Source organism: Variovorax sp. VaC1, from assembly GCF_043658315.1.
Lineage (GTDB): Bacteria > Pseudomonadota > Gammaproteobacteria > Burkholderiales > Burkholderiaceae_C > Variovorax.
Genome location: NZ_JBIGLT010000001.1, coordinates 674,317 through 698,209 on the forward strand (window position 1 = coordinate 674,317; position 23,893 = coordinate 698,209).

A 23,893-nucleotide genomic window follows, 5' to 3' on the forward strand; every position below is an offset into this window, starting at 1 on the left:
ATTTTTTTCGTCAACACTGGAGACACAACACATGGCCAACACCACAGCCCATGAGCCGCAAGGCAGGCACCAGTCGAAGAAGGCCGCGGCAAGCGGCTGGATCGGCTCGGCGCTGGAGTACTACGACTTCTTCATCTACGCCACCGCCGCTGCGCTGATCTTTCCGCAGATCTTCTTTCCCAAGGGCGACCCCAAGACCGCCATCATCGCGTCGCTCGCGACCTATGGCGTGGGCTATGTGGCACGCCCCATCGGCGCCTTCGTGCTCGGCCACTGGGGCGACACGCACGGGCGCAAGCAGGTGCTGGTGCTGTGCATGTTCCTGATGGGTTTCTCGACCGTGGCCGTCGGCCTGCTGCCGACCTACGACCAGGTCGGCCTGCTGGCCCCCGTGCTGCTGGTGCTGCTGCGCCTCGTGCAGGGCTTTGCGGTGGCCGGCGAAATCTCGGGCGCCAGCTCGATGATTCTTGAACACGCACCCTTCGGGCGTCGCGGCTTCTTCGCAAGCTTCACGCTGCAGGGCGTGCAGGCCGGCCAGATCCTGGCGGCCGCCGTCTTTCTGCCGCTGGCGCACTACATGCCTGAAGAGGCCTTCAACTCGTGGGGCTGGCGCATTCCGTTCCTGCTGAGCTTCCTGGTCATCGTGGCCGGCTACATCATCCGCCGCGAGGTCGACGAAACGCCGGCCTTTGCCGAAGTCGACAAGAAGGGCGAAGTGGCCAAGGCGCCCATCGTGCAGGCCTTTACCGACAGCTGGGCCGACATGCTGCGCGTGGTCTGCATGGCGCTGATGAACGTCATTCCGGTGGTGGCCACCGTGTTCGGCGCGGCCTATGCCGTGCAGGCCGCCTACGGCATCGGCTTCCAGAAAGACGTGTACCTGTGGATTCCGGTGCTCGGCAACATCCTCGCGGTGTTGGTGATCCCGTACGTGGGCAACCTGTCGGACCGCATCGGCCGCCGCCCGCCTATCATCGTGGGCGCGCTGGCTTCGGGCCTGCTGTCCTTCGTGTACCTGTACGCCATCAGCATCCGCAACGTGCCGCTGGCCATTGCGATGTCGCTGCTGATGTGGGGCATCGTCTACCAGGGCTACAACGCGACCTTCCCGAGCTTCTACCCGGAGCTGTTCCGCACCCGCAACCGCGTGTCGGCCATGGCCATCTCGCAGAACGTCGGCACCACCATCACCGCGCTGCTGCCCGCGCTGTTCGCTGCCGTGGCGCCTCCGGGCTCGACCAACGTGTGGTTCACCGTCGGTGCGATCACCTTCGCTGTGACCGTGCTCGCCGCCCTGGCTGCCATGAGCGCACGCGAGACCTACCGCATCCGCATGAACGACCTGGGCAAGCCCGATGCCGTGCCGGTCGACAAGCAGGAGTACGACCGCCTGCGCGAGCAGACGCTGGTCAATGCCCGCATGGCCAAGGCTTCTGCCTGAAAACCTTGCCGGCGCAAAGGCTTGTGGCGCCGTGAAGAATGGCGCCATGACCTCCCACCTGAAGATCGATTTCGTCTCCGATGTGTCTTGCCCCTGGTGCGCCGTTGGCCTGAGTTCGCTCGAAACGGCCATCCAGCGTGTGGCGCCGGATGTGTCGGTAGAGCTGCACTTCCAGCCCTTCGAGCTGAACCCGCAGATGCCGCCCGAAGGCCAGGACACCTTCGAGCACCTGAACCAGAAGTACGGCTCCACGCGCGAACAGCAGGCGCAGTCGCGCGAGATGATCCGCCAGCGCGGCGCGGCCGTGGGCTTCGAGTTCAGTGCCGAAGGCCGGCCGCGTGTGTACAACACCTTCAACGCGCATCGCCTGCTGCATTGGGCCGAGCTTGAAAGCCCCGCCAAGCAGGCGGCGCTGAAGAAGCTGCTGCTGAAGGCCTACTTCACCGACAGCCAGAACCCGTCCGACACCGAAGTGCTGGTGCGCGCCGCCACCGAGGCCGGGCTCGACGCGGCACGCGCCCGCGAGATTCTGGCAAGCGACGAGTTCGCGGCCGAGACCCGCGAGCGCGAACGCATGTACACCGACGCAGGCATCCACTCGGTGCCCGCAATCATCATCAACGATCAGCACCTCATCTCCGGTGGCCAGCCGGTCGAGGTGTTCGAGCGTGCACTGCGGCAGATCGCCGGCGCTGCACCATCGACCCTGTCCACGGCCTGACCAGGCGCTGAAAACGGCGGCAACTTTGCTCGCCGTTACGAACGTAAAGAGCGTCAACGTGGAGCACTGCACGGTGGTTGAGGAGAGCATCCTCAGCCACCGTTACCGTCAGGAGCTCCAATGAAGAAGAAAAGCCTACTGTCTGCCACCGCCGCACTGGTCCTCATGGCCGCGGCTTCTCTGCCCGCGCTGGCGGACGAATACGGCAAGCATCCTTTCTACCTTCACGCCTTGTCCGACCTGCGCACGGCGGCATGGCAAGTCGATCACCGCCGCCCTGAAGACGGACAGGTCTCGCAAGACGAGATGGTGGTGCACGACGAGATCAACGCCGCCATCGGCGACCTGCAGCGCGCCGCATGGCTCGACGGCAAGCCCGTCGAATGGCGTGAACCCACCGACGTCTGGCTGCCGCGCGAAGGCCGCCTGCATGCCGCCATCGACCTGCTGCGCAAGGTGCGCTCGGACGTGGCGCGCGAAGAAGACGACCCGCGCTCGCGCCCGTTCCAGCAACGCGGCCTGGCGCACGTCGACGTGGCCATCAACGCCGCGCAGCACGCCATCGGCGACGTTCGCCGCCACGACATGCGCCGGGAGTGATGCCCGTGACCGCCTCGACAGCCTCTGGCCTGTCTTTGCATCGGCGCGCATCGCTCGCACTCGGTGCCTGCGCGCTGGCGCTGCTTGCAGCCTGCGCCACTGCGCCGGGTAACCAGCGCCCGCTGGTCTCGGTCTCGCTGCCATCCGCGCCCGCCAACGAAGCCACGCGTTTGCGCTGGCTCGATCGCGTGAGCTGGGGCGCCAACGCCAGCAGCGACGCACAGCTCACGCAGCGCGGCCTCGCCCTGTGGATGCGCGACCAGCTCAACCCGCGCCCCGTGCCGTTGCCGCCCGCCGCGCAGGCGCAGATCGATGCAATGACGATCTCGCACACGCCGCTCGACCAACTCGTGCTCGGGCTCGAAGCCCAGCGCAAGGCCGCCGACGCGCTGCCCGACGAAGAGCAGAAGAAGACCGCGCGGCAGGCCTACCAGCAAGAGCTGAACAGGCTTGCGCGCGAGGCGCAGCAACGCTTCGTGCTGCGCGCGTTGTATTCACCGAACCAGCTGCAGGAGCAGATGACCTGGTTCTGGATGAACCACTTCAACGTCAACCTGCGCAAGGACAACATCCGCGCGATGGTCGGCGATTACGAAGAGAACGCCATCCGCCCGCATGCGCTCGGCAAGTTCCGCGACCTGCTCGGCGCCACGCTGCACCACCCGGCCATGCTGCGTTACCTCGACAACGCGCAGAACGGCGCCAACCGCATCAACGAGAACTACGCACGCGAGCTGATGGAGCTGCACACGCTGGGCGTGGGCAGCGGCTACTCGCAGGCCGACGTGCAAGAGCTGGCGCGCGTGCTCACCGGCGTGGGCGTGAGCTTTCAGCCGCTCGATGCGCCGCCGCCCAACGTGCGGCCGGCCGTGCGCGCGGACTACGTGCGCAGGGGCCTGTTCGAGTTCAACCCGAACCGGCACGATTACGGCCCCAAGACGCTGCTGGGCCAGCCGATCCAGCGGCATGGTCTGGCGGAAGCCGACGAAGCGCTCGACCGCCTGGCGCGCGCGCCGGCCACCGCGCGCTTCATCTCGCGCAAGCTGGCCGTGTACTTCGTGGCCGACGAGCCGCCGCAGGCGCTGGTCGATCGCATGGCTGCCGCTTTCACGCGCAGCGATGGCGACATCGCCATCACGCTCAAGGCCCTGTTCGAGTCGCCCGAGTTCGCCGCGTCGCTGGGCCACAAGTTCCGCGACCCGGTGCACTACGTGATGGCCGGCGTGCGGCTTGCGTACGACGACCGCGTGGTGCAGAACGTCGGCCCGATGCTGAACTGGATCACCCGCATGGGCGAGCCGCTGTATGGGCATGAAACGCCCGACGGCTACCCGCTTAATGAAGCGGCCTGGGCCAGCGCGGGCCAGATGAACACGCGCTTCGAAATTGCGCGCGCCATCGGTGCCAACGGCGCGGTGCTGTTCCGCACCGACGACAAGGCACCGCTGGAGAAGCCGACCTTTCCGCAACTGGCCGACTCGCGCGCCGTGCGTGCGATGCAGGGCGGCCTGGGTGCGGACACGCGCGAGGCGTTGGCACAGGCAAAGAACCCGCAGGAATGGAACACCTTCCTGCTGGCCTCGCCCGAACTGATGCGCCGCTGATCGAGGTATTTGGTTTTTCTCCCTCCCCCGTTGGGGGAGGGCAGGGGTGGGGGCAAGCGGCGTTCGATAAAGCGCCAAGGCAACAACAAGCGCCGCCATGCCCCCATCCCAACCTTCCCCCAAAGGGGGAAGGAGCAAGGCAAGAAGAAAGGACACCGTCATGCAACGTCGAGAACTCTTGAAGCTCATGGCCGCCGCCCCCTTCGCGGGTGCCGCCGGCCAATTGATGGCCGCGCCCGCGGCCGAAGGCGCCAAGCTGCTGGTCGTGTTCTTGCGAGGCGCCTACGACTGCAGCAACCTGCTCGTGCCGACCTCCAGCGACTTCTACTACGCCTCGCGCCCCAACATCGCCATCGCGCGCCCCGGCCAGCCCAACGGCGCGCTGCCGCTCGACGGCAACTGGGGCCTGCACCCCGCGCTGGCGCAGAGCGTCATGCCGATGTTCCAGCAGAAGCAGGCGTCGTTCATCGCCTTTGCAGGCACCGACGACCTCACGCGCAGCCACTTCGAAACGCAGGACTCGATCGAGCTGGGCCAGGCCCTCGACAAGCGCCGCGACTACCGCTCGGGCTTTCTCAACCGGCTGGCCGGCGTGCTCGGCGCGGGGCCGATCACCGACGTGTCGCCCATCGCCTTTACCGACCAGTTGCCGATCTCGCTGCGCGGCAACGCCAAGGCAGCCAACATGGCGCTCGCGGGCAATGCACGCTCGGCGCTCGACGCGCGGCAAAGCCAGGTCATCGCGGCCATGTACCGCAACACCTCATTGGCACAACCCGTGGCCGAGGGCTTCCAGGTGCGCGACGAAGTCATGCGCGCCGTGCAGGCCGAGATGGACGCGGCCAGCCGCAACGCCATGACTGCCAAGGGCTTCGAGCTGGTCGCGCGCCGCATGGCATTGCTGATGCGCGACCGCTTCGACCTCGGCTTTGTCGACGTCGGCGGCTGGGACACCCACGTGGGGCAGGGCGCGGGCACCGGCTACCTGGCCAACCGCTTTGAAGAACTGGGCCGCGGCGTCGCCGGCTTCGCGCAGGAGATGGGCGACGACGCCTGGCGCCAGACCGTCGTGGTCGTCATCAGCGAGTTCGGCCGCACCTTCCGCGAGAACGGCAACCGCGGAACAGACCACGGGCATGGCACTGTCTACTGGGTACTTGGCGGTGGACTGTCAGCGCAGGCGGGCGGGCACATCGTCGGCGAGCAGCAGGCGCTGACGCAGGCCACGCTGTTCCAGAACCGGGACTATCCGGTGCTGAATGAATACCGGGCGGTGTTCGGGGGGCTGTTCAAGCGGATGTATGGGTTGTCGCCTGCGCAGTTGGGGAAGGTGTTTGATGGGGTGGCGCCGAAGGATTTGCGGTTGGTTTAGTGCTCGAGCTTCTCACGACGCTGTTTGTCTGCGAGGTTTAGCGCTGTGTCGATTGCTGGCAGCCGCCGCTTTCGATCTGATTCGGTTAGCTCGTACTGTACTAACGTATCGGGTTCGTACGTATGTCACGAACACGCCACTCGACGAGCTAAGCTTCTTCTGTTTTCTTCTTCGGTGAAAGTTCGATGCGAACCGCTTAAGAGCCTGAACGCCTGCATTGGTCAGGCGATCGTCAGTTGACCCAAGCACTATCGCCATATTTTTTGAAGTACTTGAAAAAATACGCATGAGGAGAACGTGCGAGCGATGGGAGCTATGGTGCGCTGAACGGCGACCTTCCTGCGTTGAAAAACGTGTGTCATGACCCGCTTTTTCAACGTCCTCAATAGATTCCTCGCGCCTGCTGCGGCCATTCTGGCCGTGGTCGCTCTCTGGCGGTTGATAGCGAGCATCCGCTTTTCAGCCGTTCGTGATGGATGGATTGCCTTGTCGCACCGCCAAGAGGTTATCTATGGGATATCGCTGATCGCACTGCTGTTGTGGATCGTTGTACTCCTGGGTTGGATTCATTCAAAACGAACGCTTGGCGCCACACAGGGAAACAAAATTATGGACATTCTTGACCGGCTGACCAATCGCCAGGCCCTTGAGGCACGCCTTCAGCAAGATGCAAACTCAGAGATCATTGACGCGACAGCCCTTGCCGATGCGCTTAAGAGCAAGGTGATCGGGCAGGACCATGTCTGTGACGATATTTCCGCGCAGATCAGACGACGCTTGGCACTGCAGCAACGCGGGAAGCCCATCGGCGTCTTCCTGTTCTGCGGTCATCCCGGCACTGGAAAAACTTACCTTGCCAAACAACTAGCGCTCCAATGCCGTCGCAAACTGCTTCATTTCGACATGACCCAGTTTGCTCGCGGCTCGGGCGGTTCGATGTTATTCGGCACACCGAAAGGCTATGTGGGCTCCGATTCATATGGCAAGCTCACAGCAGGTCTGCGCGACACTCCCAATGCCATCGTATTGCTCGATGAATTTGAGAAAGCACATCCGGACGTTCATACCAACTTTCTGACAGCGTGGAACGACGGCTTCATCACAGAAGCCTCAGATGGAAGGCAGATATCCACGACGCGCGCCATTTTCATCATCACGACCAATGCAGGAATGGAGGCGCTGGATGAATTGCAGTCAAGGCTCGAGAACGAGGCCGAGGAACTTCGGAAGGTGTCGACCAACGTTCTGTTGGAGAACGGGATCGCGCCCGAGGTGTTGAGTCGGATCGATCGAATCTTCATTTTTCGCCGCTTGCACGGGCTCGATGTTGCGCGTGTTACCGCGCTCGAGATCGAGGCCATGATTGGCAGCTATGGGCTGTTGGTACGCGAGGGTGGTATCGATCCAGAAGTGCTCTGGAAATTCATGGAGACACAGGAAAAACTCGCTGCTCATGGCTCATCGCGTGATCTCGTGCGGAGCATCGAGGAAAGCATCGCGGATTCACTGATTGAGCAAAAGCAGGCGGGGCAGACGTCGATCAGCTTGCTCTACAAGGATCAGAAAATCATTGCTGTCGCCGGGTCATGAACTCTTCTCGTCCAGACAATGGAATGCTTGTTGCGCAGCCCTCCCTTTGGCGTCGGGCGCCAGCTTGGCGTTATACGTTGGTGATGGCGGCCGTCGCGACGTCGGCCGCTATGGCCCTACTCGTTGATCGAGGCGCATCAGAGCAGCAAACCATGCCGGCTGCGCCCGCTGGGTCGACGGTTCTGTCTGCACCGCCTCCCGCCACCGGCAGTGCCGTTGCCGCACAGGCAGCAATCAGTGATTCGCCCACTCCTGCAACTGTTCGGGTCGAAAACTCAGTCGCCACTAAGCTTCCGGACGGTCCGATGCATGAACAGGAGGCGCACGCCGCTGCGCCTGTGTTGAAACCCGCAGAACGGGCTGTTGTGAAGGCCCCTAAGCCCGTTTCTCGCGCGGAGCCCCATTTGCAAAAGTCTCCAGCCCTCGCAGTGGCCAACACGGCGGAAGTAGTTATACAGCCCAAGCCCACGTCGCCCATGATGGTCCAATTGCCGGAGATGGACTCTGCATGCCCGAACTTGGCACGACTTATTCCGCTGACGGAGCCCCGCTACAACCAGGGGCAGGTTGCGGCTGTGCGTTCAGCCGAAGTCTCGGCCAACACGACGCGGCGCAGCATGGCAGAGCTCGGGGCAACAATGGATGCGAAATATCAGTACCAGATTCATGCGGTGCTTTTGAGTAAGACTCCGATGTTGAGAAATGGGAAGGAGATCCATATTGCGACGATCGTTCCGCCTGATCTGCATGTGCAGCCCGGTGACATCGTTGCCTGGGACGGTGCCTACCGCGATGCTCCGGGTACTTGTCACTACGTTCCCGCGCGTGTCCGTGCTGTGCTGGGCCATGCTGAACTACCGTCTGCTCCCGCACGTAGTGAGGCATCTGCACCGCCTGAATCTCAGCCCGAAGTTTCAGTAGCGGGTCACTGATTGGTGCGCCTTGGTAGTAGTGGCGGTAAGTCCCACCGTCGTCCGCGCAACTGCTGCCGTGTCTTTTCGCGACCTTCTTGAGCGCGCTCCAAGCCCGCGTAGTTGAGTTGCACGGCCACCACGACGAGGTGGTTTGCGTTGTTTTCGCAGATGAGAAAGCCCAGGTCAAACGCGCTGGCCTGGAAGGCTTGGAGCTGAGAGTTTGGCTGAAGACGAAATTGAGCCATGTCGATCTGTTGGTAAAAATAATCGACCCTGGCCTCTTGTCCAAGCTCATATCTCATTGGAGGTGACCAGCGCTTGACGTCCGCCATCAACACCGCTTACATTGCCGTCGCCTCGTGATAAGCGAGGCCGGGTTTGGAAGCCCGCTGACATCCTGCGACGAAAGCCGCAGTCACCGCACATGGTCTGCGGCTTTTTCGTTTGCGCCTATTTTTTAGGCGGCTTGAACGGGAGGGCTCGCGCCCTGCCGGTTTCCGCAAGGATGTCCCGGTCTTCCAACCCGTTCGAGCTGCCGCCCTTGTTTGGAAGCGAGGGCGTCGGTTTTTGCAAATCGACATCCTTGGGAGGTCCATGGCCCATGCTTCTTCGAACGACACAAGCACAGACGACCGCTGCGCACATACGTTCTATCGATCCACCGCCCAGTTCAAACCTTTCGAGTGGGTCCAAGGCGACTTGCTCGACCCTTCCCAGCAAACCCAAGCCGCATTCCTGAACGACGCACGCGACATAGTGCAAGGCGCGCAAACACTCATCCAGTTGCTCGCCTGGGACGAAGACCGGCGCGATGCAGCTTCATCCGACGCAGACCCCGCGCCACTCTTTGATGCCGGCCAGCGCGGCTTGCTGCAGCGCCTTCTCTCGGCAACGCTGGGCCTTCTTCACGCCCGCATCGAAGACCAGTGCGAGGCACTGTCGTGACGCGGTAGCGCCTTCACATCGCCGGCATCCTCTCGACCTTCGGCAATGCCGGATCGAGAAAATCCCACGCATGCCCGCGCACCGCATACGTGACCACTTGCGGCTTGTACCGCCCCGGGTCGTCGAGGCTTCCGGCGTGCACGACGAAGACGCCGGAGTTGGCGGGGAAGGTCAGGAACACCGGCGAGCCGCAGGTGGGGCAGAACGCCCGGGTCTTGACCTTGCCGCTGTCGGCGACCATGTCCCACAGCGTGACGTGGCCGCGGTGCTTCACGCCGCTGCGTGCAAACGCGAGGTACGAGCCGTGGCCGGTGCCGCTCTTTTTCTGGCAGTCCCGGCACTGGCATTCGTTCTGGAAGATCGGCTCGCCTGCAATTTCGTAGCGCACTGCGCCGCATGCGCAACCGCCGGTATAGGCTTTCTGGTTCATGGCTCTGGTCCTTTCGACATCGCTTTGTTTCCAGCGGGCTGTCTTTCTGGCTGGGTGCAGGCAATCTAGTCGGGCAGGCGCTCGGCGGTGAGTAACAAGTTCGTCGCGAATCGCGCTGGCCGGCATGGGCACCTGCGCTGCGGCGAAATGGCATCTGCCTGTCTATCTACCTACCTGCGCATCGTGCCTGCCGACTCGACGTTGAAGGCGTACTGCTCCGCAACGCTCACGGCCTTGCGCGCGCTGGTGTGAACCGACCCTTCTTTCGTCCAGAGAAACGGAAAGAAGTTGAAGCACTGGTCTGCCCCGATGTTCTTCATGTCGGCTTCCCAGCCGCTCCAGCGGGTGTCGGCATAGAAGACCTGCAGGCGGTCGGTCGAGGCCCATTCGAGGAAGTCGCTGTAGCCGATCTCCAGCGATTCCCATGCGAGGGTGTCGGGCGCCCGGTAGTACATGGCACCGGCGTCTTCGCCGAGACCGCCGCCGTTGAGGGCGAAGAAGCCGCCGACCACGTCGTCGGCCACGAGCAGAAAGCCGGACGAGCGCTCCTTGTTCCAGTCGACGATGTTGCGGGCCAATTGGGGATGCCCCGAGCCCAGCACGCGCAGCCATCCGTGGTCGATGAGCAGGCCGCCGGTGTCGTGCGCCACCGCGCCCATGGTCGAGCGCGTGGTGACCTGGAGCGCGAGCAGCACGCGCGCCCGGTCTTCGGGCGACGGGGCAAGAATTTCGAAGGGGTGGCTGGCGCCCGCGGCCCATTCCTGGACGAGGGGGAGGGCGGCGTCTTCGGTGTCGATCAGTTCCTGCAGCGTGCGCATAAGACCTTGGTTTAGAAAAATTGCTTGGATGTAGCGAGAAAGAATTGTTAATTCAGCGGCTTCCACTTTGAAGTTCTTACAACTTCAGCGCCGTTCATGCCGCTTTCAGACGGTAAAGTTGCCCGCTTCCGGTTTCGGATTGTCCGCGGCCTTTTCTCCCCACCGCCTCCCCGCTTTCCCCGCTCGCTCCTCCATGTCCAACCTCATCGTGCACGGCGGTACGCCGTTGCGTGGCCGCATCACACCCTCCGCCAACAAGAACGCCGTGCTCCCGGTGCTCTGTGCCACCTTGCTCACCTACGAGCCCTTGCGCCTGCATGGCGTGCCCGACATCACCGATGTGCGCAAGATCCTCGACATCTTCCGCACGCTCGGCAGCGACGTGCACATGGACCACGAGACGGGCACGCTCGAGTTGCACCACCGCGAAACGGTGTTCGACGCGTCGCTGCACCGGCTGCCTGAAGAAATGCGCTCGTCGATCATGCTGGTGCCGCCGCTGCTGGCGCGCTTCGGCGTGGCGCGTCTTGAAGACAACGTCAAGGGTTGCACGCTGGGCGTGCGCGAGATCGATCCGCACGTGGAGGTGTTCCAGCGCTTCGGCGGCAAGGTCGAGCGCACCGAAGGCTCTTTGCTCGTGCACAGCGACGGCCGGCTGACGCCGACCGACCACTGGCTCGACTACGCCTCGGTGACCACCACCGAAAACTTCGTGCTGTGCGCGGCCGCCGCGGATGGCACCTCGACGCTGACCAATGCCGCGTCGGAGCCGCACGTGCAGGAGTTCTGCCGCTTCATGAGCATGATCGGCGTGCGCATCGAGGGCATGGGCACGTCGCGGGTGACGGTGCATGGCGGCGGCGCGCTGAAGGGCGGCGAGTTTCGCTTCGACGAAGACTTCCACGAGATCACGACCTTCCTGGCGCTGGGCGCCATCACGGGCGGCGACGTGGTGGTGCGCAACAGCGCACCCGACAACTTTCCGCTGCTCGATCGCACCTTCGCGAAGTTCGGCGTGCAGATCACGCACGAAGACGGCTGGTCGCGCGCGATCCGCACCGGTCCGCTGAAGGTGCAGACGCCGTTCACGAGCAACGTGCTGACCAAGGTCGAGGCGGCGCCGTGGCCTTACTTTCCGGTAGACCTGCTGCCGATCTTCATTGCGCTGGGCGTGCGCGCGCAGGGCAATGCGATGTTCTGGAACAAGGTGTACGACGGTGCGCTGGGCTGGACGGGCGAGCTGTCGAAGTTCGGCGCGCACGTGTTCTCGTCCGACCCGCACCGGCTCATCACCTTCGGCGGCAATCCGCTGACGCCGGCGGTGGTGGAGAGCCCCTACATCATTCGCGTGGCGATCGCGCTCTTCATGGTGGCGGCGAGCATCGAGGGCCGTTCAGAGATCCGCAACGCCACGCCGATCCGCCGCGCGCATCCGCGCTTCGTCGAAAACCTGCGCAGCCTGGGTGTGCAGGTGGAGTGGACCAGCGAGGAGTAAGCAAGCACAGGGCGCGGTTCAGCGATCGTTCGCACCCGCCCTGAACATCGCGACGCGGAAGGCGCTGTCAGTCAGAGCCCTGGCACGGGGTTGCGCCCATCGCCGGGCACGTAGCGGCCCTTGCGGTAGCTGTAGACCACGGTGCGGTCGACGGTCTGCACCCGGTTGCTGGCGTTGGTCGTCTGCGCGCCGCTGAACACGAGGCGCATGTCGCCCGGCTCGTCGTCGGTGCCGAGCACAAACTCCGGCGTGCCATCGACGTCGAAGCAGCTGCCGCGCGGCGGGGTGTCGGGGCGTTCGTTCTTCAGCACCTGTTCGCAGGCTTCGTCGGCGCCGCTGTTCGTTGCCGACAGCGGAATGCCGGTGACCAGTTCATGCACGGTGCCCGTGCCCAGTTCGTAGACCGAGAACCAGGTGCCGCAGCTGCCCTGCCAGCAACTGCCGCTGGTGGTGGTCAGCACGAAGCGCTGCGGCGCGATGCGCTCGACTTTCGTCTGGCCGATGTTGCCCATGAAGCCGAGGTAGTCGACGCCATCGCTGCGCTTGGCGAGCGTCCATCCGTCGGTACCTTGCTCGAAGAAGTAGGCACCGATCCAGGCGCCCGATACATGGCCGTTGATGGGCTGGCCCTGGTCGTCGAGCGGCACGGTCTCGGTCAGCATCACGGCGTGCGTGTCGTCCAGGCGCACGACTTCGCGCGGGGTGATGTCGGCCTCTTGCTCGCCTTCGCTGCCTTTCACGGGCTTGCCATCGTTGCCGATGTCCGGCAGCTGCACGGTGCCGCTGCGGCTGTCGTCCTTGTCTTCCCAGCCGGGGAAGACCAGCGCCATGAGTTCGCCCCGCTTGAGCGTGGCCGCAAGGGCCGGGCCCGAGGGGGCGGGCGCGGCTTGCGTGGTGGGGGCGGCCGGTGCGTCGGGTGCCGTGGCGGTGGAAGAGGCACTGTCTTCCTGGGAGCAGCCGGCCATGCCGACGAGCGCGGCAATGGCGCCTGCGCGCAGGGCACGCGAGAGGGCGGGGCGGAAGGCAGGCGGACTGTGCATGGCCGCAATTGTGCCCAAGCCGAACGGCATGACCCCGCCGCCAAGGCGACCACCGGCTTGGCGGGAGAATGGCCGGCATCGACACACAAGGAACCTTTCGCATGACGACGCTGAAGCAAATTCTCGGTACCGAACTCCCCTTGATCCAGGCGCCGATGGCCGGCGTGCAAGGCAGTGCGATGGTGGTGGCGGTCAGCAATGCGGGCGCACTCGGTTCGCTCCCCGGCGCCATGCTGAGCGCCGACACCATGCGCAGCGAACTCGCCGCGATCCGCGCCGGCACCGACAAGCCCTACAACGTCAACTTCTTCTGCCACACCCCGCCCGAGCCGAGCGCCGAACGCGAGGCTACGTGGCGTGCCGCGCTGGCGCCGTACTACGCCGAGTTCGACATCGACGCGACCAGCATTCCCACCGGGCCAGGTCGCAACCCCTTCAGCGCCGAGGTGGCGAACCTGCTGGCCGAGTTCAAGCCGCGCGTGGTGAGCTTTCATTTCGGGCTGCCGTCCGAGGCGCTGCTGGCACAGGTGCGCGGCTGGGGCGCGAAGGTGCTGGCATCGGCCACCACGGTCGACGAGGCGCTGTGGCTCGAAGCGCATGGCGCCGATGCGGTCATTGCCCAAGGGCTCGAAGCGGGCGGGCATCGCGGGCACTTTCTCTCGCACGACCTGACGAAGCAGCTCGGCACCTTCGGGCTGCTGCCGCAGGTGGTGCGCGCCATCAAGCTGCCGGTGATCGCGGCCGGTGGCATCGCCGATGCGAATGGCGTGGCCGCGGCGATGGCGCTGGGCGCCGCGGGCGTGCAGGTCGGCACCGCCTACATGCTGACGCCCGAAGCCACGACCAGCGTGCCGCACCGCGCGGCGCTCAAGAGCGAGGCTGCGCGCCACACGGCGCTGACCAACCTGTTCACGGGCCGGCCGGCGCGCGGCATCGTCAATCGCGTGATGCGCGAGCTGGGGCCCATCGGCGCAGCGGCACCGGAGTTTCCGCTGGCCACCTCGGCCATCGCGCCGCTGCGCGCCAAGGCCGAGGCCAAGGGCAGCGGCGATTTTTCTCCGCTGTGGTCGGGCCAGAACGCCACGGGCTGCCGCGAGGTGCCGGCGGCCGAAGTGACGCGCGCGCTGGCGCAAGGCTTTTCCACATCGCTCTGAATAAAGCGCCCCATGACCCAACTTCATTTGCCCCTCAAGTTCCTGGAACACGCCGCGCAGCCCCAGGTGCGCGAACCCTGGCTGCTGGTGCTGATGCACGGCGTGGGCAGCAACGAGCAGGACCTGTTCGGGCTGGCGCGCCTGATGCCGCCGCAGTTCCATGTGCTGAGCCTGCGCGCGCCCTATGTGCTGTCGCCCGATGCCTATGCGTGGTTCGAGTTCCAGATACTGGCCAATGGCGAGCGCCAGATCAACGAAGAGCAGGAGCGCGAGAGCCGCTTCCTGATCGGCGAAATGATCGCCTCGGCCGGCAAGCAACTCGGCGTGCCGGCCGAGCGCATCGTGGTCGGCGGCTTCAGCCAGGGCGGGATCATGGCGCTGTCGCTGCTGTTGACCCAGCCTGCGAGCGTGCGTGCCGCGATGGTGTGGCACAGCCGCCTGCTGTCGCAGGTGGTGCCGCACATCGCGCCGCCGGAAGCCTTCGAGGGCAAGGCGCTGTGGGTGAGCCACGGCAGCGCCGACAACGTGATTCCGCCCAGCGCCGCGCAGGCCACGCGCGAGCTGGCGCGCACGCTGCCGCTGGCGTTGTCGGGCTCGGATTTTCCGGGCGCGCACGAGATCCGCCCGGCCGAGCTGCAGGGCACGCTGGCGTGGCTGCAGTCGCTCAGCGCGCCAGCAGGCGCGCCATGACCATCGCCTGCATCTCGCCGACCCAATCGTCGCAACCGTCACCCTCGGGCTGCACCAGCAGCCGGTAGCGCCGGCCGCCCCAGGCGGCAGTGAGCAGTGCATGGATGGTGGCGGGCGAGGGCGGCGGTTGCAGGTCTTTGCAGGCCGCGAAAGCCTGCAGCCAGCGCGCCGCGAGTTCGTCGTACACCCGGCGGTGGTGCTTGGGCTCGGCCACGCGGTGTTCGAGCATCAGCATCTCGTGGTCGAACGCGGGCAGGCCTTCGAGCTGCGCATCGCAGGTCAGGCGCACCAGCCGTTGCACCCGTTCGCGCCACGCGAGGTCGGTGGGCGCCGTCACTTCGGCATCGATGCGCGCGAGCAGCGCTTCGATGCAATGGCGCACATAGCCCGAGAGCAGGGCTTCCTTGTCGGGAAAGTAGTCGTAGAGCGTGCCGACGGCGATGCCGGTTTCGAGCGCCACGGCGCGGGTGGTCACGCCCTCCCATCCGTGCGCCGTCCAAATCCGAACAAAGGCGTCGTAGATCGCCTGCACGGTGAACTTGCCGCGCGCCTGCGTGGGGCGTTTCAGGGGCTTGGAGCGGGGTGCGGCGGGCATCGACTGGTTTTCCGAACCCGTCGCGGGACGGGGCGCCATACAGTTTGCGAATGAACAACGCATTCACTTTAACCCGCCTCGAAACGCGCAAGAACGCACTCGGCACGACCCGTGTGCTGACCACGCCCGACGACGGCACGCTGCAGCCCGGCGAGGTGCTGATGAAGATCGGCCGCTTCTCGCTGACCACCAACAACATCACCTACGCGGCCTTCGGTGACGCGGTGATGAAGTACTGGCAGTTCTTTCCCACCGGCAATGCCGACTGGGGCCACATGCCGGCCTGGGGCTTTGCCGACGTGGCGGCATCGAACGTGAAAGGCGTGGCGGTGGGCGAGCGCTTCTACGGTTACTTTCCGATCGCGAGCCACCTGCGCATGCAGCCGGTGCGCGTGACGGCGCGCGGCTTCTACGACGGTGCGGCGCACCGCAGCGAGCTGGTGTCGGCCTACAACCAGTACATGCGCTGCAGCAACGACGCGGGCTACGTCGCCGAGCTGGAGAACTACCAGATGCTGGTGCGCCCGCTCTTCATCACCTCGTTCATGCTGGCGGACTTTCTGGAAGACAACGGTTTCTTCGGCGCCAAACAGGTGGTGGTGTCGAGCGCATCGAGCAAGACGGCCTTCGGCACGGCGTTCTGCCTCGACAAGCGAGAGGGCCTGCAGCTGATCGCTGCCACTTCGGCAGGCAACCGCGCGTTCGTTGAAGGCCTGGGCTGCTACGACCGCACTCTGAGCTACGAAGAGATCACGTCGCTGCCGGCCGGCGTGCCCACGCTCTATGTCGACTTTTCGGGCAACGACGACCTGCGCGCCACCATTCACCATCACTTCGGCGACGCGCTGGTGTACGACTGCTATGCGGGCTCGGCGCAGAAGACCGAGTTTCTCGGCAACACCGATGCGCTGCCCGGCCCGACGCCCCAGCTGTACTTTGCGCCCGTGCAGATCCGCAAGCGGAATGCCGACTGGGGCCCGGAGGAGGTCAACCGCCGCTTCAACGCAGCGCAGGGCAACTTCATCGCCGAGTTGAGCCGCCCCGGCAACCGCTGGATGACGCTGGTGCGCGGCGAAGGTTTCGCGCATGCGCAGGCGGTGATCGCGAACCTGCATGCGGGCAAGGTCGATCCGCGCGAGGCGCACGTCATCGCGATCGGCTGAACTTCCGCGCGGTCGGCGCGTCACAGTGCGTTACGAGGACACGGCCGTGGTGCGGCCGTTATTGGTGCACCATAGCCCGTCTGCCACTGCAGCCTTCGCAAAAGGAACCGACTCCATGTCCGACAGCGACACGCGCGACGCCCCCGAATTCAGACCTCGCCGCGAGGCCCCGATGGGGACCATCGTCGTCATCGCCCTGCTGGTGCTGGCGGCGGCCTTCTTCGGCTGGCGCTGGTACCAGCAGCAACAGGTCAAGCCGCCCGAACCGGCGCCGGTCGCGGCCGCACCGAACGATGTGCCCGCGCCACCGCCGGCCGCCGAACCCACCGGCCCGCAGAACCCGGTCGATGCGCTCGCGCCGCCCGATGCGGCCTTGCCCAAGCTCGCGGAATCCGATTCGCGCGTGATGAAGGCGCTGTCGGAACTGCTCGGCGGCAAGAACGCGAGCACCTTCCTGCGCTCCGATGACATGGTGCGGCGCTTTGTGGCCACCATCGACAACCTCACGCGCGAGCACGCGCCCGCCAGTGCGTGGCCGGTGCAGCCGACGAGCCAGCGCTTCATCACCGAGGGGCCGCAGGGCGGCACGCAGACCATCGCGGCCAGCAATGGCGCGCGCTACAACGGCATCGTGCTGCTGGCCGAATCGGTCGATCCGGCGAAGGCGGCGGCGGTGTACGCCAAGCTCTATCCGCTGTTCCAGCAGGCGTACGAAGAGCTGGGCTACCCGGGCCGCTACTTCAACGACCGGCTCATCGCGGTCATCGACCACCTGCTGCAAGCGCCCGAACCTTCGGGCCCGGTGCAGGTCCGGTTGATCGAGGTGAAGGGCGACGTGCCTTCGACGCGGCCGTGGGTGCGCTACGAGTATGTCGACCCCAAGCTGGAGTCGCTGTCTTCCGGCCAGAAGATCATGGTGCGCCTGGGCCCGGAGAACGAGCGCAAGGTCAAGGCCAGCCTGCGGGGGCTGCGCCAGCAGATCGCCACGGCGGACATCGCCAAAAAGAAGAAGCAGTGATGCTGCTTCGGCCATCGCCTCCACGGAGATGGCGATGGCTGCACCCGGCGGAGTGACCGCGCCGCGTGTGCGCGGCGGGTCAGCAGGTCCGCGGGGTCGTCGGCCTCAAGCTTCTTCGGTTTCCTTGTAGTCGCCCACCGGCACGCAGCTGCAGAACAGGTTGCGGTCGCCATAGACGTTGTCGACGCGGCCGATCGGCGGCCAGTACTTGGCCAGCTTGAGTTCGGCCAGCGGGAACGCGCCGAGTTCGCGCGAGTACGGGTGCGACCATTCGGTGCCGAGCAGGCTGGCCGCGGTGTGCGGTGCATGCTTGAGCGGGTTGTCTTCCTTCGGCCAGACGCCTTCTTCGATGCGGCGGATCTCGCCGCGAATGGCGATCATCGCGTCGATGAAGCGGTCGAGCTCGGCCAGCGGCTCGCTCTCGGTCGGCTCGACCATCAACGTGCCGGGCACCGGGAAGCTCAGCGTGGGCGCGTGGAAGCCGTAGTCGATCAGGCGCTTGGCCACGTCTTCGGCAGTGACGCCGCTGGTGTCCTTCAGCGGGCGCAGATCGAGAATGCACTCGTGCGCCACATGGCCGTTGGGGCTCGCGTACAGCGTGGGGTAGTGGTCTTTCAGGCGCGCGCTGATGTAGTTGGCGCTCAGGATGGCGGTTTCGGTCGCGGCCTGCAGGCCCTTGGCGCCCATCATGCGGCAGTACATCCAGCTGATCGGCAGCACGGCAGCATTGCCCAGTGGCGCAGCCGACACGGCACCCACGCCGTTCGATGCGACGCCGGCCGTTGCATGGCCCGGCAGGTAGGGCACGAGGTCTTCGACCACGCACACCGGGCCGACGCCGGGGCCGCCACCGCCGTGCGGAATGCAGAAGGTCTTGTGCAGGTTCAGGTGGCTCACGTCGCCGCCGAACTCGCCCGGCGCGGCCACGCCGACCAGCGCGTTCATGTTGGCGCCGTCGACGTACACGCGGCCGCCGTGCTCATGCACCAGCTCGCACAGTTCTTTCACGCGGGTCTCGAACACGCCGTGCGTGCTCGGGTAGGTGATCATCACGGCCGCCAGGTTGGCGCTGTGCTTCTCGCAGGCGCGCTTCAGGTCGTCCATGTCGACGTTGCCTTGCGCGTCGCAGGCCGTCACCACCACCTGCAGGCCCACCATCTGGGCGCTCGCGGGGTTGGTGCCGTGGGCGGACGAGGGAATCAGGCAGATGTTGCGATGGCCCTGGCCCTTGGCTTCATGGAAGGAGCGGATGGCCAGCAGGCCCGCGTACTCGCCCTGCGAACCGGCGTTGGGCTGCAGGCTGATGCCCGCATAGCCGGTCGCCTCGCACAGCCAGGCGCGCAGCTGCGCGTCGAGCTGCGCATAGCCCTGCAGTTGGTCGGCCGGTGCGAAGGGGTGGATGTTCGCGAACTCGGGCCAGGTGATCGGAATCATCTCGCTGGTCGCATTGAGCTTCATCGTGCAGCTGCCCAGCGGGATCATGCTGCGGTCGAGCGCGAGGTCCTTGTCGGACAGGCTGCGGATGTAGCGCAGCATCGCGGTTTCGCTCTTGTGCGTGTTGAACACCGGGTGCGTGAGAAACGCGCTGGTGCGGCGCAGGTCTTCGGGGATCAGCGGCGTGGCGTTGCCGGCAAGGTCGTCGAAGCGCGGCATCGGCGTGCCAGCGGGCACGAACAGCGCCCACAGCGTTTCGACGTCGGCGCGCGTGCTGGTCTCGTCGAGCGAAATGCCCAGGTGCTGCTGCAGGCGCTGGCGCAGGTTGACGCCGGCGGCGTGGGCACGCTCGATGATCTTCGGCGTGTCGTCGCCGGTGCGGATCGTCAGCGAATCGAAGGCGGTGCTGTTGACCGGCTCGCGGCCCATCTGCACGAGGCCTTGCGCGAGGATGGCGGTGAGCGCGGCCACGCGCTGCGCGATGCGCGTCAGTCCATCGGGCCCGTGGTACACGGCGTACATGCTGGCAACGACGGCCGGCAGCACCTGCGCGGTACAGATGTTGGACGTGGCCTTCTCGCGGCGGATGTGCTGCTCGCGCGTTTGCAATGCCAGGCGATAGGCGGGCTGGCCGTGCGTGTCGACGCTCACGCCGACGAGGCGGCCCGGCAGCGAGCGCTTGAACTCGTCGCGGCAGGCCAGGTAGGCGGCGTGCGGGCCGCCGTTGCACAGCGGCATGCCGAAGCGCTGCGTGGTGCCGCAGACGATGTCGGCGTCCCATTCACCCGGGGGCGCGAGCAAGGTCAGCGCCAGCAGGTCGGCCGCGACGATGAAGGCGGCGTCGCACTGGTGCGCATGGCCCGCGAGCGGGCGCAGGTCGTGCACGTGGCCGGTGGTGGCGGGGTACTGCGCGAGCACGCCGAAGAAGGCGCCGCTCACCATCAGGTGCGGCAGCGTTTCCGACACGGTGCTGACCTTGACCTCGATGCCCAGCGGCGCGGCGCGCGTCTTGATGACCTCGATGGTCTGCGGATGGCAGTCGCCCGACACGAGGAAGACGTTGCTCTTGCTCTTCACGCTGCGCTTGGCCAGCGTCATGGCCTCGGCGGCGGCCGTGGCTTCGTCGAGCATCGAGGCGTTGGCGATGGCCATGCCCGTCAGGTCGCACACCATCGTCTGGAAGTTGAGCAGGGCTTCCATGCGGCCCTGCGAGATCTCGGCCTGGTAGGGCGTGTAGGCGGTGTACCAGGCGGGGTTTTCCAGCACGTTGCGCAGGATCACGCCGGGCGTGTGCGTGCCGTAGTAGCCCTGGCCGATGAAGCTCTTGAACACCTTGTTCTTCGACGCCAACGCCTTCAGTTCGGCCAGCGCATCGGCTTCGGTCACCGGTGCGGGCAGGCGCATCGGCCGTGCGCGGCGGATGGCCGCGGGCACGATGCCGTCGATGAGTTCCGCGCGCGTTTCCGAGCCGATCACCGGCAGCATGCGCGCCTCGTCCGCCGCATCGATGCCGATGTGGCGGGCAAGGAATTCTTCGGCGTTCTCTAGTTCTTGCAAAGAGGGAAGGGCGGGGATCGGCATGGCGTGATGGATCGGCGTTAAGGAAGAAAAGACTCAGCGGTCGCCGCCGGGCTGGCCCGACGCGGGCCTTGCCTTCCCCGTGGGGAAGAGCACAGCACACGAAGTGGCAAGCCGGGGGGCGCGCATTTTCAGGATTCGGCGGCGAACTTGTCGTAGGTGGCGGCGTCGAGCAGCGCGTCGAGTTGCGCGGGCTCGCTCAGCTTGACCTTGAAGAACCAGCCGCTGGCCAGCGGGTCGCTGTTGGCCAGCGACGGGTCGGCGCGCAGGGCTTCGTTGACTTCGGTGATCTCGCCCGACACGGGCATGAAAACATCGGCGGCGGCCTTGACCGATTCGACGACGCCGGCGACTTCGCCCTGCGCGAAGGTCTTGCCGACTTCAGGCAGGTCGACGAACACCACGTCGCCCAGCGCGTCCTGTGCGTGCAGGGTGATGCCGACCGTGGCGGAGCCGCCTTCGGCCGAGACCCATTCGTGGTCCTTGGTGTACTTGATGCTCATGAGAAAACTCCTCGTGGAAAAAATGATGATCGGGGTGCAGAGCCTAGCCGGGTCTGCCGTTGCTCAGCCGCGGTAGTAGCGGGTGGGCACGAAGGGCATGGTCGAGACTTCCATCGGCACGGGCTTGCCGCGCACGATGGCCTGCACGCGCGTGCCGGGTTCGGCGAAGGCGGTGGCCACATAGCCCATGGCGATGCAGCGGTCGGCCGTCGGGCCGAGCAGGCCGCTGGTGACGATGCCGATGTCATGCCCCTCGAAAGATTGCAGCAGCGTGCCGTCGCGCACCGGGATGCGTTCGAGGGCGACGAGGCCGACGCGCTTGCGCTTGAGCGTGTCGTGGTCGGTGTGGCCGGCGGCGCCCGCGGTGGCTGCGGCGAGCTGCGCCAGGATCTTGGCCGCACCCGGAAAGCCGCCTTCGCGCGCGCCGCCCGCGCGGCGCACCTTCTGCATCGCCCAGTTGAGCGAGGCTTCGACCGGCGTGGTGGTGGTGTCGATGTCGTTGCCGTACAGGCACAGGCCGGCTTCGAGCCGCAGCGAATTGCGCGCGCCCAGGCCGATGGGCTTGACCTCGGGCTGGGCCAGCAGCAGGCGGGCGAGGGCGTCGGCGTCTTTAGCCGCCACCGAAATTTCGAAGCCGTCTTCACCGGTGTAGCCGCTACGGGTGACGAAGGCAGCAATGCCGCCGATCTGCACCGCGCCGCCGGTCATGAACACGAAGCGCTCGATGCCGGGCGACAGGCGCGCCAGCGTGGCGGCGGCCTGCGGGCCCTGCAGCGCGAGCAGCGCGTGGTCGGGCAGCGGTTGCACCTCGCAGCGCGCGCCGATCTTGCGCTGGATGTGGGCGATGTCGTCGACCTTGCAGGCGCCGTTGACGATCACGAAGATCGAGCCATTGCCTTCGTTGAAGAACATCAGGTCGTCCAGGATGCCGCCTTCGTCGTTCAGCAGCAGGCCGTAGCGCTGCTTGCCGGCGGGCAGGTCGATCACGTCGACGGGCATCAGGGTTTCGAAGGCGGCTGCGGCGTCGGGGCCGATGAGGCGCAACTGGCCCATGTGCGAGATGTCGAACAGGCCGGCCGCATCGCGTGTGTGCTTGTGCTCGGCCATCAGGCCGGCGGGGTATTGCACCGGCATCGAGTAGCCGGCGAAGGGGACCATGCGGGCGCCAAGCTCCACGTGCAGGTCGTAGAGCGGCGTCTTGAGAAGCGGGGCGGCGGAAGCGGAGGAAGTCACCAGGAGGCACTCCAAAGGGGCAGTCGAAATCCATGGCTGCAACGCCACGGGCCACCCCTGCTGTCCGCTTTACCTGAGAGATTCGCCCCACGATCGGGGTTTGCTCCTTCGGTGGGCCGGTGCAATGCATGCATGCAATGGCCTCTCTCCAGCAAGGAAACGCCGGCTTTCACCGGCGCCTTGTCAGTCCTTTTGCCTGAGCGTTCGGGAAACCCCTGCGCCTTCGGCGGCCCCGTCGCGCGGGGCTCTCTCCTGACCCGGGCGAGTGTAGTGGATCGCGCGGGCCGGGGCTTCGGGTTTCAGTGCACGACCTCGGCCGGCGGCAACAGTTTGTCGATGCGCTCGCGCAGCGATTCGGCCCGCTCCGCGCCGGCGCTTTTCTCGATTTCGGTGAGCATCAGCGCGGCGATGGTCAGCATGGCTTCGCGGTCGCGGGCCTCGCGCAGGGCGTCGCGCATCTGCAGCGCGAACTTGGGGTCGCGCCGCACGAACATGCGCTCGCAGATGTCGAACAGGAACATGCGCGTGGTGGCCAGCGAACGCTTGCCGTCGAAGGTGTCGGTGGAGGTGGCGACGCGGATCGGTTCGGCGGCGGGCAGGGGAGCGGGCTGCGCGGCCGCGGCGGCCTGGGCTGCCGCTTGTGCGGCGGCTGCGGCGGCGGCCGCCGGGTCTTCCAGATAGCCCCGCTGCACCAGGGCCTGGATCGCCTGCTCGGCTTCGCCGCGGTTCGTGAAGAGCGGGCTGAAGTCGGTCAGCGAGCGCCGACCGTCGGCCATCAAAAGCAGCGCGCGTTCACGCTGGCTGAGCGTGCGCTGGCCGCCCTGGAGTTCGTCGCGCGCCTTGTCGGTCTTGGTGGGAAACATGGCAGCCACAGCTTTCGGAGATCGAAGGCTGGAGCATCGTTGCAAGTGGTGACATCTTCATGAACCTTTTCCCCTTACAGAAAGGGAATTTACAAGGGGGATTGCCACCTGCTTCCCCGGTGCGGATCAGGCGCCGACGCTTTCCTTGCGGATCAGCCACTGGTTGCCCACGCGTTGCAGCTCCAGCGTCTTGCGGTCGGTGTGGTTCAGCCTGTCGGCGCGGTAGATCTGCTTGAAGCGCGCGCTGGCGGTCTGGCCGCTGACGCTGATGACGAGGTCGTCGATGGTCACGCTGATCTTCGACTTGCTCGCGATGCGGGCGCGGCGATCGGCTTCCCAGCGCTTGCGGTCCTTGCCCCGGGCCGGCGTGAAGTCGGGCGCATAGGCGGCAAGGTAGCGGTCCACGTCGCGGGCCGACCAGGCTGCAGCCCAGGCGCGCACGGCGGTTTCCACTTCGGCGATGCCCGCGGTGGGTGGCGCCGCGGGGGCTGCCGCAGGGGCTGCGGCGGGTGGTGCTGCCGGAGCCGGTGCTGCGGCAGGCGCGGCAGGCGCCGCGGGCGCGGCCGCTGCAGCAGGTGCCGCCGGTGCGGCGGCAAGGGCTGCCGTGGAGAGCAGGCCCCCGGCAAGAAGACAGGTGACGAATCGATTCATGGCGCGGTTTCCCTCTTTGTCAGTTATCAGCGTCGAGTGCG

General features: G+C 65.9%; 23 protein-coding genes and 2 riboswitches. Of the genes, 13 read left to right on the forward strand and 10 right to left on the reverse strand.

Annotated features, from left to right (window positions below; genetic code table 11):
* Positions 1–31 precede the first annotated feature (31 nt).
* From ACGLHS_RS03300 to ACGLHS_RS03330, 7 genes are all read left to right on the forward strand, one after another.
* Positions 32–1,441 carry an MFS transporter gene (locus ACGLHS_RS03300; RefSeq protein ID WP_093237190.1) on the forward strand — a complete coding sequence of 470 codons (1,410 nt, stop codon included), beginning with the start codon at positions 32–34 and terminating at the stop codon, positions 1,439–1,441.
* A 46-nt stretch (positions 1,442–1,487) separates the two neighbouring features.
* Complete coding sequence (locus ACGLHS_RS03305; protein WP_394476798.1) at positions 1,488–2,162, forward strand: DsbA family oxidoreductase; 675 nt, start codon at positions 1,488–1,490, stop codon at positions 2,160–2,162.
* A gap of 120 nt (positions 2,163–2,282) precedes the next feature.
* Complete coding sequence (locus tag ACGLHS_RS03310) at positions 2,283–2,762, forward strand: hypothetical protein (protein WP_093237192.1); 480 nt, start codon at positions 2,283–2,285, stop codon at positions 2,760–2,762.
* Entirely contained in the window at positions 2,762–4,366 is a 1,605-nt protein-coding gene (locus tag ACGLHS_RS03315; protein ID WP_394476800.1) for a DUF1800 domain-containing protein, read from the forward strand. Before ACGLHS_RS03310 ends, ACGLHS_RS03315 begins: the two co-directional genes overlap by 1 nt.
* Positions 4,367–4,526: 160 nt before the next feature.
* Positions 4,527–5,738, forward strand: a complete 1,212-nt coding sequence (locus tag ACGLHS_RS03320) for a DUF1501 domain-containing protein (protein WP_394476802.1) — start codon at positions 4,527–4,529, stop codon at positions 5,736–5,738.
* Between the two features lie 360 nt (positions 5,739–6,098).
* On the forward strand, positions 6,099–7,328 hold the full coding sequence (locus ACGLHS_RS03325) for an AAA family ATPase (RefSeq protein ID WP_394476804.1): 1,230 nt from the start codon (positions 6,099–6,101) through the stop codon (positions 7,326–7,328).
* A gap of 476 nt (positions 7,329–7,804) precedes the next feature.
* On the forward strand, positions 7,805–8,260 hold the full coding sequence (locus ACGLHS_RS03330) for a hypothetical protein (protein ID WP_394476806.1): 456 nt from the start codon (positions 7,805–7,807) through the stop codon (positions 8,258–8,260).
* Here the strand turns inward: ACGLHS_RS03330 and ACGLHS_RS03335 are convergent.
* A complete protein-coding gene (locus ACGLHS_RS03335; RefSeq protein ID WP_394476808.1) occupies positions 8,254–8,544 on the reverse strand; it encodes a hypothetical protein in 291 nt (96 codons plus the stop codon). The genes ACGLHS_RS03330 and ACGLHS_RS03335 overlap by 7 nt on opposite strands.
* Before the next feature lie 292 nt (positions 8,545–8,836).
* Between ACGLHS_RS03335 and ACGLHS_RS03340 the strand changes: the two genes are divergently transcribed.
* The gene (locus ACGLHS_RS03340) at positions 8,837–9,187 is read left to right on the forward strand and encodes a hypothetical protein (RefSeq protein WP_394476810.1); all 351 of its coding nucleotides are present in this window, start codon (positions 8,837–8,839) and stop codon (positions 9,185–9,187) included.
* A 13-nt stretch (positions 9,188–9,200) separates the two neighbouring features.
* Here ACGLHS_RS03340 and ACGLHS_RS03345 read toward each other — a convergent pair whose 3' ends face one another.
* Positions 9,201–9,617 carry a GFA family protein gene (locus ACGLHS_RS03345; RefSeq protein WP_394476812.1) on the reverse strand — a complete coding sequence of 139 codons (417 nt, stop codon included), beginning with the start codon at positions 9,615–9,617 and terminating at the stop codon, positions 9,201–9,203.
* Positions 9,618–9,787: 170 nt separating this feature from the next.
* The gene (locus ACGLHS_RS03350) at positions 9,788–10,435 is read right to left on the reverse strand and encodes a DUF2625 domain-containing protein (protein ID WP_394476814.1); all 648 of its coding nucleotides are present in this window, start codon (positions 10,433–10,435) and stop codon (positions 9,788–9,790) included.
* Between the two features lie 193 nt (positions 10,436–10,628).
* Here ACGLHS_RS03350 and ACGLHS_RS03355 point away from each other — a divergent pair, with 193 nt between their 5' ends.
* Positions 10,629–11,930, forward strand: coding sequence for a UDP-N-acetylglucosamine 1-carboxyvinyltransferase (locus tag ACGLHS_RS03355; protein WP_394476816.1), 1,302 nt, complete (start codon positions 10,629–10,631; stop codon positions 11,928–11,930).
* 71 nt (positions 11,931–12,001) lie between these two features.
* Here ACGLHS_RS03355 and ACGLHS_RS03360 read toward each other — a convergent pair whose 3' ends face one another.
* Complete coding sequence (locus ACGLHS_RS03360) at positions 12,002–12,970, reverse strand: hypothetical protein (protein WP_394476818.1); 969 nt, start codon at positions 12,968–12,970, stop codon at positions 12,002–12,004.
* A 101-nt stretch (positions 12,971–13,071) separates the two neighbouring features.
* Here ACGLHS_RS03360 and ACGLHS_RS03365 point away from each other — a divergent pair, with 101 nt between their 5' ends.
* Positions 13,072–14,124 (forward strand): NAD(P)H-dependent flavin oxidoreductase, encoded by a 1,053-nt coding sequence (locus ACGLHS_RS03365; protein WP_394476820.1) that lies wholly within the window; start codon positions 13,072–13,074, stop codon positions 14,122–14,124.
* 12 nt (positions 14,125–14,136) lie between these two features.
* Entirely contained in the window at positions 14,137–14,814 is a 678-nt protein-coding gene (locus ACGLHS_RS03370) for an alpha/beta hydrolase (RefSeq protein ID WP_394476822.1), read from the forward strand.
* On the opposite strand, the gene ACGLHS_RS03375 is transcribed toward ACGLHS_RS03370, so the two are convergent.
* Entirely contained in the window at positions 14,789–15,409 is a 621-nt protein-coding gene (locus tag ACGLHS_RS03375) for a TetR/AcrR family transcriptional regulator (protein ID WP_394476824.1), read from the reverse strand. The two genes, ACGLHS_RS03370 and ACGLHS_RS03375, sit on opposite strands and share 26 nt — an antisense overlap.
* 50 nt (positions 15,410–15,459) lie before the next feature.
* Here ACGLHS_RS03375 and ACGLHS_RS03380 point away from each other — a divergent pair, with 50 nt between their 5' ends.
* Together ACGLHS_RS03380 and ACGLHS_RS03385 are read left to right on the forward strand one after the other, a co-directional pair.
* The gene (locus tag ACGLHS_RS03380) at positions 15,460–16,572 is read left to right on the forward strand and encodes a DUF2855 family protein (RefSeq protein ID WP_394476826.1); all 1,113 of its coding nucleotides are present in this window, start codon (positions 15,460–15,462) and stop codon (positions 16,570–16,572) included.
* A gap of 115 nt (positions 16,573–16,687) precedes the next feature.
* On the forward strand, positions 16,688–17,590 hold the full coding sequence (locus ACGLHS_RS03385; RefSeq protein ID WP_394476828.1) for a DUF3014 domain-containing protein: 903 nt from the start codon (positions 16,688–16,690) through the stop codon (positions 17,588–17,590).
* Positions 17,591–17,695: 105 nt separating this feature from the next.
* On the opposite strand, the gene gcvP is transcribed toward ACGLHS_RS03385, so the two are convergent.
* From gcvP to ACGLHS_RS03410, 5 genes are all read right to left on the reverse strand, one after another.
* Positions 17,696–20,605 carry an aminomethyl-transferring glycine dehydrogenase gene (gcvP, locus tag ACGLHS_RS03390; RefSeq protein ID WP_394476830.1) on the reverse strand — a complete coding sequence of 970 codons (2,910 nt, stop codon included), beginning with the start codon at positions 20,603–20,605 and terminating at the stop codon, positions 17,696–17,698.
* A gap of 128 nt (positions 20,606–20,733) precedes the next feature.
* Positions 20,734–21,105 carry a glycine cleavage system protein GcvH gene (gene gcvH / locus ACGLHS_RS03395; protein ID WP_093237207.1) on the reverse strand — a complete coding sequence of 124 codons (372 nt, stop codon included), beginning with the start codon at positions 21,103–21,105 and terminating at the stop codon, positions 20,734–20,736.
* 63 nt (positions 21,106–21,168) lie between these two features.
* Positions 21,169–22,341 (reverse strand): glycine cleavage system aminomethyltransferase GcvT, encoded by a 1,173-nt coding sequence (gene gcvT, locus ACGLHS_RS03400; protein WP_394478161.1) that lies wholly within the window; start codon positions 22,339–22,341, stop codon positions 21,169–21,171.
* A 47-nt stretch (positions 22,342–22,388) separates the two neighbouring features.
* Positions 22,389–22,500: riboswitch (glycine riboswitch) on the reverse strand.
* A gap of 12 nt (positions 22,501–22,512) precedes the next feature.
* A riboswitch (glycine riboswitch) is annotated at positions 22,513–22,603 on the reverse strand.
* Between the two features lie 34 nt (positions 22,604–22,637).
* Positions 22,638–23,201, reverse strand: a complete 564-nt coding sequence (locus ACGLHS_RS03405; protein ID WP_394476832.1) for a hypothetical protein — start codon at positions 23,199–23,201, stop codon at positions 22,638–22,640.
* A 126-nt stretch (positions 23,202–23,327) separates the two neighbouring features.
* Entirely contained in the window at positions 23,328–23,852 is a 525-nt protein-coding gene (locus ACGLHS_RS03410) for a hypothetical protein (RefSeq protein ID WP_394476834.1), read from the reverse strand.
* Positions 23,853–23,893: the final 41 nt, after the last annotated feature.